Origin of the sequence: Nocardia arthritidis, assembly GCF_011801145.1 — a bacterium.
Taxonomy (GTDB): Bacteria; Actinomycetota; Actinomycetes; order Mycobacteriales; family Mycobacteriaceae; genus Nocardia; species Nocardia arthritidis_A.
On record NZ_CP046172.1, the window covers coordinates 9,147,288 to 9,159,969 of the forward strand.

17 protein-coding genes are annotated in these 12,682 nt (G+C 66.8%); 5 read left to right on the forward strand and 12 right to left on the reverse strand.

All coding sequences use genetic code 11. From position 1 onward, the window contains the following. Nucleotides 1–31: 31 nt before the first annotated feature. From F5544_RS41485 to F5544_RS41500, 4 genes are all read right to left on the reverse strand, one after another. Nucleotides 32–619, reverse strand: a complete 588-nt coding sequence (locus tag F5544_RS41485; protein ID WP_167478192.1) for a Clp protease N-terminal domain-containing protein — start codon at nt 617–619, stop codon at nt 32–34. Continuing rightward, nucleotides 619–840 carry a helix-turn-helix domain-containing protein gene (locus F5544_RS41490; protein WP_167478193.1) on the reverse strand — a complete coding sequence of 74 codons (222 nt, stop codon included), beginning with the start codon at nt 838–840 and terminating at the stop codon, nt 619–621. The genes F5544_RS41485 and F5544_RS41490 overlap by 1 nt, the downstream gene beginning before the upstream one ends. Before the next feature lie 164 nt (nt 841–1,004). Continuing rightward, nucleotides 1,005–2,090 (reverse strand): PLP-dependent cysteine synthase family protein, encoded by a 1,086-nt coding sequence (locus F5544_RS41495; RefSeq protein WP_167478194.1) that lies wholly within the window; start codon nt 2,088–2,090, stop codon nt 1,005–1,007. Continuing rightward, entirely contained in the window at nt 2,087–2,437 is a 351-nt protein-coding gene (locus F5544_RS41500; RefSeq protein WP_167478195.1) for a DUF4229 domain-containing protein, read from the reverse strand. Before F5544_RS41500 ends, F5544_RS41495 begins: the two co-directional genes overlap by 4 nt. Nucleotides 2,438–2,619: 182 nt before the next feature. On the opposite strand from F5544_RS41500, the gene F5544_RS41505 reads away from it, so the two are divergent. The 3 genes from F5544_RS41505 (at nt 2,620) to F5544_RS41515 (ending at nt 3,771) form a co-directional block, all read left to right on the forward strand. Further along, nucleotides 2,620–2,829 (forward strand): BldC family transcriptional regulator, encoded by a 210-nt coding sequence (locus F5544_RS41505; RefSeq protein WP_040783886.1) that lies wholly within the window; start codon nt 2,620–2,622, stop codon nt 2,827–2,829. 157 nt (nt 2,830–2,986) lie between these two features. After that, nucleotides 2,987–3,193 carry a hypothetical protein gene (locus F5544_RS41510; protein ID WP_167478196.1) on the forward strand — a complete coding sequence of 69 codons (207 nt, stop codon included), beginning with the start codon at nt 2,987–2,989 and terminating at the stop codon, nt 3,191–3,193. Between the two features lie 164 nt (nt 3,194–3,357). Continuing rightward, nucleotides 3,358–3,771 carry a hypothetical protein gene (locus tag F5544_RS41515; protein ID WP_167478197.1) on the forward strand — a complete coding sequence of 138 codons (414 nt, stop codon included), beginning with the start codon at nt 3,358–3,360 and terminating at the stop codon, nt 3,769–3,771. 32 nt (nt 3,772–3,803) lie between these two features. Here F5544_RS41515 and F5544_RS41520 read toward each other — a convergent pair whose 3' ends face one another. Beyond that, nucleotides 3,804–4,499 (reverse strand): helix-turn-helix domain-containing protein, encoded by a 696-nt coding sequence (locus tag F5544_RS41520; RefSeq protein ID WP_238846933.1) that lies wholly within the window; start codon nt 4,497–4,499, stop codon nt 3,804–3,806. 6 nt (nt 4,500–4,505) lie between these two features. On the opposite strand from F5544_RS41520, the gene F5544_RS41525 reads away from it, so the two are divergent. Beyond that, nucleotides 4,506–4,877 carry a DoxX family protein gene (locus F5544_RS41525; protein WP_167478198.1) on the forward strand — a complete coding sequence of 124 codons (372 nt, stop codon included), beginning with the start codon at nt 4,506–4,508 and terminating at the stop codon, nt 4,875–4,877. 49 nt (nt 4,878–4,926) lie between these two features. Here F5544_RS41525 and dmpI read toward each other — a convergent pair whose 3' ends face one another. Beyond that, on the reverse strand, nt 4,927–5,109 hold the full coding sequence (dmpI, locus tag F5544_RS41530; protein WP_167478199.1) for a 4-oxalocrotonate tautomerase DmpI: 183 nt from the start codon (nt 5,107–5,109) through the stop codon (nt 4,927–4,929). A gap of 178 nt (nt 5,110–5,287) precedes the next feature. Between dmpI and F5544_RS41535 the strand changes: the two genes are divergently transcribed. Next, a complete protein-coding gene (locus tag F5544_RS41535) occupies nt 5,288–5,833 on the forward strand; it encodes a flavoprotein (RefSeq protein ID WP_167478200.1) in 546 nt (181 codons plus the stop codon). Between the two features lie 649 nt (nt 5,834–6,482). On the opposite strand, the gene ccsB is transcribed toward F5544_RS41535, so the two are convergent. The 6 genes from ccsB to hemL form a co-directional block, all read right to left on the reverse strand. After that, entirely contained in the window at nt 6,483–7,451 is a 969-nt protein-coding gene (gene ccsB / locus F5544_RS41540) for a c-type cytochrome biogenesis protein CcsB (RefSeq protein WP_167478201.1), read from the reverse strand. A gap of 2 nt (nt 7,452–7,453) precedes the next feature. Continuing rightward, the gene (gene resB / locus F5544_RS41545) at nt 7,454–9,055 is read right to left on the reverse strand and encodes a cytochrome c biogenesis protein ResB (RefSeq protein ID WP_167479860.1); all 1,602 of its coding nucleotides are present in this window, start codon (nt 9,053–9,055) and stop codon (nt 7,454–7,456) included. Between the two features lie 46 nt (nt 9,056–9,101). After that, on the reverse strand, nt 9,102–9,932 hold the full coding sequence (locus F5544_RS41550; RefSeq protein WP_167478202.1) for a cytochrome c biogenesis CcdA family protein: 831 nt from the start codon (nt 9,930–9,932) through the stop codon (nt 9,102–9,104). Next, on the reverse strand, nt 9,929–10,555 hold the full coding sequence (locus F5544_RS41555) for a TlpA disulfide reductase family protein (RefSeq protein WP_167478203.1): 627 nt from the start codon (nt 10,553–10,555) through the stop codon (nt 9,929–9,931). Before F5544_RS41555 ends, F5544_RS41550 begins: the two co-directional genes overlap by 4 nt. Continuing rightward, a complete protein-coding gene (locus tag F5544_RS41560; protein WP_167479861.1) occupies nt 10,552–11,169 on the reverse strand; it encodes a histidine phosphatase family protein in 618 nt (205 codons plus the stop codon). The genes F5544_RS41555 and F5544_RS41560 overlap by 4 nt, the downstream gene beginning before the upstream one ends. Nucleotides 11,170–11,258: 89 nt before the next feature. After that, entirely contained in the window at nt 11,259–12,593 is a 1,335-nt protein-coding gene (gene hemL / locus F5544_RS41565) for a glutamate-1-semialdehyde 2,1-aminomutase (RefSeq protein ID WP_167478204.1), read from the reverse strand. Between the last annotated feature and the right edge of the window lie 89 nt (nt 12,594–12,682).

Genomic DNA, 12,682 nt, shown 5'->3' on the forward strand with positions numbered 1-12,682 from the left:
CGCATACATCGAGTCGTCCGTTTCGCCGGTCTCAGGCCGCCGCGTCCAGCAGCGCGTGCACCTTGGTGCGCAGCGCGCTGATGCCCTCGGCGCCGCCGAGCAGGCCGCTGACGGTTTCGTTGGGCGCGCGCAGGATGCCGAGCAGCACATGCCCGGACTCGATGGCGCGGTCCTTCCTGTTCAGCGCCTCGCGCAAGGCCAGCTCGACCACCTTCTTGGCATCGCGGGAGAACGGGATGTGGCCGAAGTTCATCCTGTCGCGCCCGCGCCCGAACGGGCCGGGCCGCTCCTCCCTCGGCAGCGGGCGGTCGAGCGCGTCGGCGCCGAAGGTGGCCTCCAAGCTCTCCCGCACCGCGTCGAGGTCGATGCCGATCGAGCGCAGCGCCTCGGCATCCTCCGCGCCGAGCGGAATCCCGTTGCCCGCCTGCCGAAGCCGCTCCACCACGCTCTCGTGGGTGAGCCCGGCCTCGGCGAGCAATTGCTTGAGTTCGGGTTCGCCCTGCGAGAGCAGGCCGAGCAACACGTGCTCCACCTCGATCCGCGGGGCGCGCAGCTCTCTGGCGTCTTCCTGCGCGAGGACGATCGCGGTCTTCGCCGACCTGGTGAATCGTTCGAACATCAGCGGCCCCTGCCTCTCCGGTTGTATTTCTGGTGAACCGCCTGCTTGCTGACCTCCAACGCCTCCGCGATCGCCTGCCAGGACCAGCCCTGTGCGCGGGCATTGTCCACCTGGATCGCTTCGAGACGTTCGAGCAGCCGACGCAGTGCCAGCACCGCGCGCAGCCCGACCCTGGGGTCGGGGCTGCCTGCGGCGGCCGCCAGTGTGGTTGCCTCAGTCATATCGTCAATTTAAATTGACACTCGCGCGGTGTCAACAAAAATTGACGACGAAGTCGGGGGCGACCCCGAAACAGCAAGCGGCCCCGCCCTCCGGATCTCCGGAAGACGGGGCCGCTCGGCCGTCGAATGGGCGCTGCTGGAACGAGATTCGGCGTCGCAGCCGACTAACCCGACCAGGTGCCGGTGGCGAAGAACTTCTCCAGCACCGCCGCGGGCTCCGCCAGATCCAGCCCCTGCGACTGGATCCACGCATCGTCGTAATACGTTCCCGCATAACGATCTCCGCCGTCGCACAGCAGCGTCACCACGCTACCGCTGCATCGGTCGGCGATCATCTCGGCGATGAGCGCGAATACGCCCCACAGGTTGGTGCCGGTGGAGCCGCCGACGCGGCGGCCGATCGCCTTGCTCGCGTGCCGCATGGTCGCGATGGAGGCGGCATCGGGCACCTCGATCATCCGGTCCACCACCTGACCGACGAACGACGGCTCGACCCGCGGACGGCCGATTCCCTCGATGCGCGAAGGCATTCCGGTCTGATAGTCGGCGTCGCCGGTCTCGTAACCGCCGTAGAACGCCGAGTTCTCCGGATCGACCACCGCCAATTTCGTTGCGTGCCTGCGGTATCGGATATAGCGCCCGATGGTCGCGCTGGTGCCGCCGGTGCCCGCGCCGACCACGATCCACTCCGGCACCGGATGGGATTCCAAAACCATTTGCTGGAAAATGGATTCGGCGATGTTGTTGTTGCCGCGCCAGTCGGTGGCCCGCTCGGCGTTGCTGAATTGATCCATGTAGTGGCCGCCGCACTCGCGGGCCAACCGCGCCGCCTCGGTGTACATATCCGGTGGCCGCTCGACGAAATGGCAACGGCCGCCCTGCGCTTCGATGAGCGCGATCTTCTGCGGCGAGGTGCTGGCCGGCATCACCGCGATGAAATCCAGGCCGAGCAGTTTGGCGAAATACGCCTCGCTCACCGCGGTGGATCCCGACGACGCCTCGACGACGGTGGTGTTCTCGGTGACCCATCCGTTACAGATCGCGTAAAGGAACAGCGAACGCGCGAGCCGATGTTTGAGGCTGCCGGTGATGTGGGTCGATTCGTCCTTGAGGTAGAGCTGCACATCCCACTCGCGCGGCAGCGGATACCTGAGCAGGTGGGTGTCGGCGCTGCGCTGGGTATCGGCATCGATCAGCCGGACCGCGTTATCCACCCAGTCGCGCGGTGTGCTGCGGTCACATGACCTCATGCCTGCGCGTCCTGGTCGCCGGATTCGCCGCGCAGCCGGGCTCGCAACTGGGCCTTGTCGTGGCGGCGCTTCTCGTCCACCAGCGCGATGTCCTCGTTCACCCGCGCGCGCAGCCGTTTGAACAGCGTCAGCGATAGCGGCAGCGCGATGACCAGCGCGAACAGAATCGCGACGATCACCGGGATATCAACCTTCACCAGCTTGGCCACCAGCACGATCACCGCGGTGATGACGGCGACCAGCACCAGCCTGGCCAGGGTGTAGAGCGCGAGATTGCGGGCCAACCGCCTGCCCGCACCAGCGGGTTGCCGTTCGGGAGCACCTTGCGGTGGAGTTGCGTCACTCACGCCGACCAGCCTATGCGAAGCTGTTGCTCCGCCTCGCTCGGCTCCGCCGGTCGAGGTCGAACGCGTATCCGTTTTGTCTATTACTTCCCCTTTACCAACTGTAGGTAGTTCGAGTACCTGGGGGTCTCAGTGCAACGATGACGCCACTGATGAGGGAACTGTCGAGAACGGAGAGGTTTGCTATGACTGCGATCACCGTCGGCGGCCAGGACACTCTGCTGACACCCGGCCAAGTGGCTGCCCTGTTCCACGTCGATCCCAAGACCGTCACCCGTTGGGCCCATGCCGGGCGCCTCGGGTCACTGCGCACGCCGGGCGGACACCGTCGGTTCCGCGAATCCGAAGTCCTGCAACTGCTCAAGTCGCTGACCACGGAGGCAACCGCGCGCTGACGCCACATCGGCGCGGGCCCGTCGTGCCGGGGCCCGCGCCGATGTGGCGTACCTGCGAGGGACAGGTGCGCCGTGGAGTGGAATCACCACAGATTTCGTGTCTGCGGTGTGCGTACCCCACTCACGCGGCTACCCTCGATAGCAGGAGGTGAGCGACGTGACGTACCTGTTGGCACTCATCGCGGTGGTAACCGTCGCGGTGTTGTGCTGGAAGGCGTTCGGCCCTGACAAGGCGGCCGGACCGACCGTCCCACACACGCGTTCACCCAGGCGCAAGCGCGTCATGGGGCCCGATGACGACCCCGAATTCCTCTGGCGCATTTCGCGCCAGCATCGCGACGGCGACGGTTCCAGCGACCGCTGAGCGATCGTTCCACACACCGGGCGATGTCGTGCGTCCGCACCAATTACCCGATGTGACAACCGAATACGTAAATGCCCCTTGACGGACCGGTCCCCGATACCGGTCCGTTTATTTTGCCGACGGTTCTCGAGAATCGAAACGATTTGCCGTGCAGGGAGTTACGAGTGGCGCACACCGGAACCGGGCCGCTGCCGCCGCTGCGATTCATGCAGGTGCAGTCGGCCGAGGCCAATGCCGAAATGGATTTCTACCGGTATATGGAGACGCTGAATCCGACCGGCCTCGGGGTGGCACTCGGTCTGAGACACCAAGGGTCCGACGATTACTACGCACTGCTCGGCGCGGCCAATGCGAATGCCGCCGTCTTCATGGTCATCGACGGCGGGCACGAACTCGGCATCTCCGGAATCAGCGGTATCGAGGTCCGCGCAGGTCTGGACATCCGCTACTACTTCACCCCGTGGGGGCAGGGTCACGGTGCGGGATCGACCTCGTCGAGTTCATCGTCTTCGGCGTCCGGAACGATGTCGAGCGCGTCCTCGGAAAGCTTGGGGTACAAGTCCGAATCCAGTTACTGAGCATTGACCGGGTGGCCACTGCTTCGCGCTGGTCACCCGGGCCCGAGCGATCCCGGAGTACGGCCGAGCAGGCGCTGCGCGGTTCGCGTCAGGTGGGACTGATCCGCGAATCCGGCCAAGGCGGCGGATTCGGCGAGCGGGCGGTGCGCCAGCTCGCCGACCGCAACGCGCAGGCGCTGCCATTGGCGGATACGGCTGAGCGGCACTCCGATTGCCGAGCGGACCAGCGCGCGCAGACGCGGCGCCGATAGTCCGATCTCCCGGGCGAGGTGCTCGAATCCTCCGGTATGACCGCAAGATCGGAGCACGTGCCCGAGCCGCGGATCAAGCGCCGGGCCCGCACCGAATATGCCCGACAGCTCGGAATACGCTGCGGCGAAATCCCATTCGTCGCCGAGCGCGTCGAGTAGACGACGAACCGTGCCGCCGTCCAGCGGGACCACTCCGGTCACCGGAGACAGGCGCCATGGTTCGACGAGAAGCGTGACGAACCCGGATGTCGTTGCGCAGGAATGGATCAGCTGGGGCGGCACCACCACGCCGGGCAGGTGGGCGCCATCCAGCACCACCGTTCCGGAGATCGGGAGCACCAGCTTCCGAACGGGATGACAGTGCAGGCCGACGGCCATCGCGCGCGTCTCGCCATAGGCATCGATGCCGTTACCCGTGGCGAAGCGGAGCACACGATCGTTTCGTTCAATACGCCAGTCGGTGCTGGTCGTGATCATCCGTACATGTCCACAGTCGCTGCCCTCCTGCTCGGAACCTACTTGGCCTGCACCGGAATCAGCCACTTCGCCGCGACGCGGTACTTCCGATCGCTGGTGCCACCATGGTTGCCCACCCCGAACGCCGTAGTCGCGGTCACCGGATTGGCCGAGGTCGGTATCGGGGTGCTGCTATTTCTGCCCGGTACCCGTGTGGTCGGCGGTTGGCTTGCCGCCGTGATGATTTCGGGATTCCTGGTTACGTGGCTGGACATCCTTCGCCGCTGGAATCCCGCCGCCGAGCGAATCACGCACCGCCCGCTCGGAGCCGCCGCGGCACTCATCGTCAACATCGGCTATGTCGCGTGGGCGGTGTATGTCGCCTGCGATATCGCCTGAGTTCACCCAATAGGGGGCCCGCGCCCACCGCGAACGCGGGCCCTATCCCCTACTTGTCGGCGGTCAACACCCCACCGACACCCCAGCTGTCGGCCGGGGTTTCGTGAATCCACACCTGCACGGCCTCGGCCGGAATCTCCAGCGCCTCGACGAACGCGTCCGTGATCTTGCGAACCAGCTCCCGCTTGAGCTCGATGGTGCGCGGCCCCTGCTGCACGGTAACGATGGGCATGATCTTCCTCCTCAGTGAAAACTCTTGCACTCCAGCGGTTTTCGATTCTCAGTCGCTCGAACTCCGCTGTACACAGTTCACTCCGATTCGAGCCGCCGAACAATGACCACTCCGTGTATGCAGTGATCACGAATCGTGATGAACGCACATCCACGACTCCAGCTGCCACCATGGGGCAATGAACGATCAGGGAAGCCCGGTCCTCTACGCCATCGTCACCGGTTCGCCCGCCGCCCGCGACGTCGGCAAACTCGTCGACCTCGCCCAGGACGACGGCTGGGACGTCTGCGTGATCGCCTCACCCGACGGGCGACGGTTCATCGACGCCGACGCGCTCACCGCCCAGACCGGGCACCCGGTGCGCACCCAGTACAAGGATCCGGGCACGCCGGACGTGCTTCCACCTGCCGACGCGATGATCGCCGCCCCGATCACCTGCAACTCCTTGGCCAAGTGGGCCGCAGGCATCTCGGACACCCTGCCGCTGGGTCTGCTGGTCGAAGCGGTCGGCCTGGCCCTGCCGGTTGTCGCCGTCCCATTCTCCAGCCCGGCACACCTGAGCTTCCCGGCAATCCAGAACGCCATGCGCAGCCTCTCCGACTGGGGCGTAACGGTTCTCGGCGACGACACCCGCGAGCCAGGATCCGACGAGATCCCAATCCTGCCGTGGGACAAGGCATGGCAGGCGCTACACGCCAACCCGCGACTCACGATCGACAAGTAATCGGCCCGAAAAGGCCTGGCCGACAACGCGAGCGATGTCTCAACGCCCACTCCCCCACGTACCCAGCACCGCTGCGTCCCAAGGATTGTCATCCGGGGTGTTTGAGAATTGATGGAACCGAACTACGGCTGGCGCATCTGGGATGACGGATTCGAAATGACCCAGGCCGCACAGCAAGCCTGCGGCCATAAAGCGATCCGCCGTCTCCAGACCTGGGGATCTCAATAATGATCGTTAGCCACTGAGACCAAACCCATTGGCGCGGGGGCAATTCGACGGGCGCGCGGGCACGTGAGCGTCTAAACACCGCAGACGCGGTAGATCGCTACGGAACCAGCAACAGCTGGCCGACCTTGGACCGGACAACGGAGAAATGCTTGCGATCGGATCACTAGATCGTGCCCCGATCCAGTTCTTCTCGAACGATCTCCTTAGCCCGCTCACCCAGGTCAGGTTCGGCGGACACGATGCCGTCGCTGTGGAAAAGTACGCCGGCCGGATTTCCGGACCAGCTGACGCAGCAACGCGGCCGGTACCTGATCGTCGGGCACAGCCTCGGCCAACCGGAGAAGTTCCTCGCGACTGGCGCGCATGATCACAGTGTATGCCGTACGCAGCCGAGTCCGACGGGCCTGGAGGGGTCCCCCGCTCAGTTGAGCCCGGCGTACGAGTGCAACCCGCTCACCACGATGTTGATGATGAACAGGTTGAACAGCATGGCGACGAAGCCGGCGGCGTTGATCCAGGCGGCTTTGGTGTCGCGCCAGCCGGAGGTGGCGCGGGCGTGGAGGTAGGCGGCGTAGAGGACCCAGGCGATGAAGGAGCAGGTTTCCTTGGGGTCCCAGCCCCAGAAGCGGCCCCAGGCGGCCTCGGCCCAGACGGCGCCGAGGACAATGCCGGCGCTGAAGAGGGGGAAGCCGATAATGGTGGTTTTGTAGGCGAGGCGGTCGAGGGTTTGCGCGTCGGGGAGGCGACGGGCGATGGCGCCGAACGCATTCGAGGATTCGTGGCCGTCGGACTGGCGCACCCGGTACAGGAACAGCATGCTGCAGACGCTGGAGAACATGAAGATGCCGCTGCCGACGCTGACGATGGTGACGTGCAGCGGCAGCCAGTACGACTTGAGCGCGGGCACCACGGGCGCGGCGTCGGCGTAGAGCACGGTTCCGGCCAGGAACATCAGGATCAGCACCGGGACGAGCAGGAAGACGAACATCGACCGGAATCGCTGCTCGCGCAGGAAGATCAGGCCCATCACCATTGCCGCGCCGGTCGCCATGGTGACGAATTCGTACATGTTGCCGAGCGGGAAGCGGTGGGTTGCGAAGCCGCGCAACACGATTGCCGCGATATGCAGCACCACCGCGACGTGCAGCACGGAGAAGCCCACATTGCCGTACCGCTCGGAAAGCGGTGTGCCCTCTGGTGTTTCGACCCGCCCCGGCACCGCCGGATCCGGCGCGGGCCCGCCGGAGCCGACCAGTTCCCGTTCGAGCACCCGCTTTGTCTGCGCCGACGCGTACTGCACAATCAGCAGCACCAGCACGAGCGCGTAGACGACGATCGCGGTTTTGAACGCGAAATCGCTGTAGCGGGCCAGGGTTTCGTCGATCGGCATGGTCATTCTCCCGTGGTTTTCGCCGCGGTCGGCGGGGCATCGTCGAGCAGCCGGGCGCGCAGGCGGTCGAATTCGCCGCCCCAACCGGCCTGATCACTTCTGGCCAGCCCGCCCATATCTACTACAGTGCGTCGTTGATCGACGGTACTCGCTTCGTCGGCGGCTGGATAGGCGCGCAGCCAGATCCGCCGCCGCTTGACGACCAGCGAAACCAGCAGTCCACCCAGCAGCGTTATCGCGGTGACCAGCACCCAGTTCTGCGCCGGATCGTGCGAGACCTGGAGATTCACGAATTCCTTCGCGCCGTCGAAGCTCACCTTGGTGCCGTTGGACAGCGTGGTCGACTCACCGGGGCGCAGGTTGACCCGCGCCTCCTTCGTCAAGCGGTGCTGACGCTCCAATTCCGGATCCAGCGCGAAGATCGACTGCGGCCTACCGGTGTCCAAACCGGTGTCGCCGCGGTAGATGTCGACCGCGACCGCCGGATCGTCCATCCTCGGATACGCGGAGCTCAGCAGGGTGCCCTGCATCAGCGCGGTCGGCGCGAACAGACCCTCGATGGCGATCTGGTTCTTGCGCCGCTCCTCGTCGCCGGCGTACATGCCGCCGGGCGGGTCGATGCGCAGCACACCGCTGGACAGGAAGGTGCTCGCGTTATCCGGCCGCCACTGCACGGTCTCGGTGCGGGTCTGGCCGTTCGGGAAGGTCACCGTGAAGGTCGGCGCGAAACCGTGGCCCTGCAAGTAGATTCGGTCGCCGCCGACGCGCAGCGGGTGGTTCACCTGGATGGTGGTGTCGCGCCAGGTGTTGGTCCGCAGATCGCCGCCGGCCTGGTAGGAGATGTTCGAGGTGAACATCTCGGCCTGACCGTTCTTCAGATAGTCGGCCTTGAAATCCTTGACCCGCACGCAGATCGGGGTCATGCCGGTGCCGTCGTTGACATTGCCCGCCCGGAAGGAGTCGAATACCGCGGGCGAGGTGGTGCAGAAGCCGGGGCCGTTGTCCGCGATGACGATGACATTGCCCTCGTATCCGAACAGCTTGCCGGCGGCGAAGGCGACCAACAGCCCGACCAGCGACAGATGGAAGACCAGGTTGCCGAATTCGCGCAGATAACCCTTCTCGGCCGAGAGGGTGACCTCACCGTCCCGCTCGCCCGGCCGCACCTCGACGCGCCAACCGCGTAATTGCTTGCGCGCGTTGCCGATAACCTCGTCCGGCGATCGCTCGGCCGAGGTGGCGAAATGGTGCGGCAGCCGAGAAAGGTTGCGCGGGGCCCGAACCGGCGGTGTGCGCAACGCCCGGTAATGGTCGTAGACGCGCGGCACGACGCAGCCGACGAGCGAAATGAAAAGCAGCACATAGATTGCCGTGAACCAGAAGCTGCCGAAGACGTCGAACAGCTGGAACCGGTCCATCCACGGGCCGAGGGTCGGCCGGTCGGCCAGGTACTGCGCCACCTTCTGCGCGTTGAGGCTGCGCTGCGGCAGCAGGGCGCCGGGGATGGCGGCGAGCGCGAGCAGGAACAGCAGCACCAGCGCGGTCCGCATGCTGGTGAGCCCGCGCCAGGTGTTGCGCACCAGCGCCCAGGCCCGGCCCGGCAGCGATTGCCGAGGGGTGTCGGTCGGATGTCGGTTCGGTCCAGCACGGTCATATCGGCAGGGTCACCTCGGAGACGAACGCATCACGGATCCAGGCCACGAACTGATCCCAGGCGCCGGTCACCAGCGCGACGCCGACCGCGACCAGCAGCAGGCCGCCGATGATCTGGATGATCCTGGAGTTGCGCCGCAGCCAGCCGACCCCGCGCAGCGCGCTGGCCGAGCCGAAGGCCAGGATCACGAACGGCAGCCCGAGGCCGAGGCAGTAGGCGACGATCAGCGCGACGCCGCGCACGGCGGTGGTGCCCTGGGTGCCCGCGGACACCGCCATCACACCGGACAGTGTCGGCCCGAGGCACGGCGTCCAGCCGAGTGCGAACACCGCGCCGAGCAGCGGCGCGCCCGCGATGCTGGTGAGCCTGCGCGGTTCCATCCTGGTGTCGCGCTGCAGCGCCGGGATCAGGCCGATGAACACCAGTCCCATCAGGATGGTGACCACACCGCCGATGCGTTGCAGCAGTTCACGATTCACGTTCAACGTCTGGATGACGCCGAAGACCGTCGCGGTGGCGAGGACGAACACCACGGTGAAGCCCGCGACGAACAGTCCGGCGGCGCCCGCCACCCGCAGCCGCCCGGACCGCTGCGTATTACGAACCGCCACAGTACTTTTCGCCTCGGCAACGGTGACGGGCGGCGACTCCGCGCCGACCAGCCCGGCCAGATACGACAGATATCCGGGCACCAGCGGCACCACGCACGGCGAGGCGAACGACACCAGCCCCGCGAGCAGGCAGGCGCCGACGGCCAGCAGCAGCGGACCGGTGGCCGCCGTCTGCTGGAACGAATCCCCAACGCCCGCAAGTACTGTCACGCTCATGCCGGACCCTCGTCGGCCAGCCGCCGCACCACCGGATCGAGATCCTGCGGCAGCAGCGTCTTCAGGAAGACCGCGGCCACCCGATGCTGCCGATCCAGTACGAGCGTGGTCGGGATGACGCTGGTCGGGAAGTTACCGCCCAGTGCGAGCAGGGTGCGCATCGACGGGTCGTAGATCGACGGATAGCCGATCTTGTTGCTGACCACGAAGTCCTGCGCCTTGTCCTGCTCGGGATCGCGAATGTTGATGCCCAGGAAGGCAACTCCCCGGTCTTTGTTCTCCGAGTAGACCTTCTCCAGCGCGGGCGCCTCGCCGCGGCACGGCCCGCACCACTGGCCCCACAGGTTCAAAACCACGACCTGGCCGGGAAAGTCGTCGACGGAGGTGGTTTTGCCCGCCGTCATCAGATCGGGCCCGGCCAACTTGCCGATGGTGCCGCGCGAGGACGGCGGATCGTAGAAGATCTCGGTTTTCCCGCCCGGCGAAACGAATTGGAAGGTGCCGCCGCCGGTGGCCACCGCGTCTTTGCCGGAGCAGCCCGCGAGCGCGGCGACCAGCGCCACGCACGCGAGCAGAACCGGCGCGAACCGCCGGGCCGACCGGGACACGGTGGCGGCTCTCATGCGCCGTGCACCGCGGGATCCGAACCGCCCGCCGGCTCCGAATATACGATGTCGACCAGCGTATCCCCTTGGTAGACAAGGGAAGTCAACGATGCGAGGGAGCACTGCCTGCTGCGCGGATCGTGCCATAGCCGCTGCCCCTGCAGGAATCGGCGCAGCGTCCACACCGGCAGCTGATGTGAGACGAGCACCGCCTCGCGCCCGGCCGCCTCCACCCGCGCCTTGTTCACCGCGGCCAGCATGCGGTGCGCGATCTGCAGATACGGCTCGCCCCAGGACGGAGTGAACGGATCGCGCAGCTTCCACCAGTGCCTGGGCTTGCGCAGCGCGCCGTCGCCGACCGAAACCCGCAGGCCCTCGAAGGTGTTTCCGGCCTCGATCAGATTCTCGTCGGTGCGCACCAGCAGTTTGTGCTCTGCGGCGATCGGTTCGGCGGTCTCCTGCGCGCGCTGCAGCGGCGAGGCGATCACCAGGGCGATGTCGTGGTCGGCGAGCGCGCGGGCCACCGCCGCGGCCTGCGCGCGGCCGGTCACCGACAGGCTGAAGCCCGGAAGACGGCCGTAGAGAATGCCTTTCGGGTTGTGCACCTCGCCGTGCCGGAGCACGTGCACGATCGTCTCGACGGGTTCGGATTCCGGCTGCGGGGCGTTATCGGATCCGAGCGCTAGTTCATGCTCGGATCGGGAAAGTTCGTGCTCGGAACTCACGCGATTCCTTCGGGGGTGGCGGCCGCGGCCGCGTGTGCGGCCGCGGGCAGAGCGGCGGCGATTCGGTCGAACGCGTCCTCGTCGAGTGCCGCGGAGACGAACCAGGTCTCGAACGCGCTCGGCGGCGCGTAGACACCGCCGTCGAGCAGTGCGTGGAAGAAATCCGGATAGCGCCAGGTCTGGCTGGCCTTGGCGGATGCGTAGTCGGTGACCGGGCGGTCGGCGAAGGACACGCTCACCATATTGCCCGCGAACTGCACCTGATGCTCGACCCCCGCGGCCGAGAGCGCCTCGTGGAACAGGCCGCCGAGCCGCTCGGCGTTGCGGTCGAGCGCCGCGTACACCGCGTCGTCTGCGGCGCGCAGCGTCGCCAGACCCGCGGCCACCGCGACCGGATTACCGGAGAGGGTGCCCGCCTGATAGACCGGCCCGAGCGGGGCCAGATGGTTCATGATCTCGGCGCGGCCGCCGAACGCTGCGGCGGGCAGACCGCCGCTCATCACCTTGCCGAAGGTGTACAGATCGCCCGCGACCCCGTCGCGCCCGAACCAACCGGCGCGGCCGACCCGGAAGCCGGTCATCACCTCGTCCATGATGAGCAGCGCGCCGTTGGCGGCGGTCAGCTCGCGCAGGCCCGCGTTGAATCCGGGCAGCGGCGCCACCGTGCCCATATTGCCCGCGGCCGCCTCGGTGATCACGCAGGCGATCGCGCCCGGATGCGCGGCGAACGCGGCGGCGACGGCGTCGAGGTCGTTGTACGGCAGCACGATGGTGTCGGCCGCCTGTGCGCCGGTGACACCGGGCGAGGTGGGTAGGCCGAGGGTCGCGACGCCCGAACCCGCGTCGGCGAGCAGCGCGTCGACATGCCCGTGATAGCAGCCGGCGAATTTGATGACCTTGGCGCGCCCGGTGAATCCGCGGGCCAGCCGGACCGCGCTCATGGTGGCCTCGGTGCCGGAGTTGACCAGCCGCACCCGGTCCACCGGCGCCACCCGCTCGGCGATGAGCTCGGCCAGTTCGATTTCGGCCTCGGTCGGCGCGCCGAAGGACAGCCCGCCCGCGGCGGCGCGCTGCACGGCCTCGACGACGGCCGGGTGCGCGTGGCCGAGAATCATCGGACCCCAGGAGCACACCAGGTCCACGTATTCGTTGCCATCGGCGTCCACCAGGGTGTAGCCGTTCGCGGCGGCAATGAATCGCGGTGTGCCGCCGACGGATTTGAATGCCCGAACCGGGGAGTTGACGCCGCCGGGAATAACCGAACAAGCCCGTTCGAAGAGCTGAGCGGAAACCGGTACCGATGCCCTGGTCGCGCGCGGAGAAGAACTCACGCGAACCAGTCTGTCAGCTCGCCGGGATCGAGTCGACGACAGGGTGTAGTGGAGGTGACCCAGACCGCAACACGCCGAACCCGATTTGG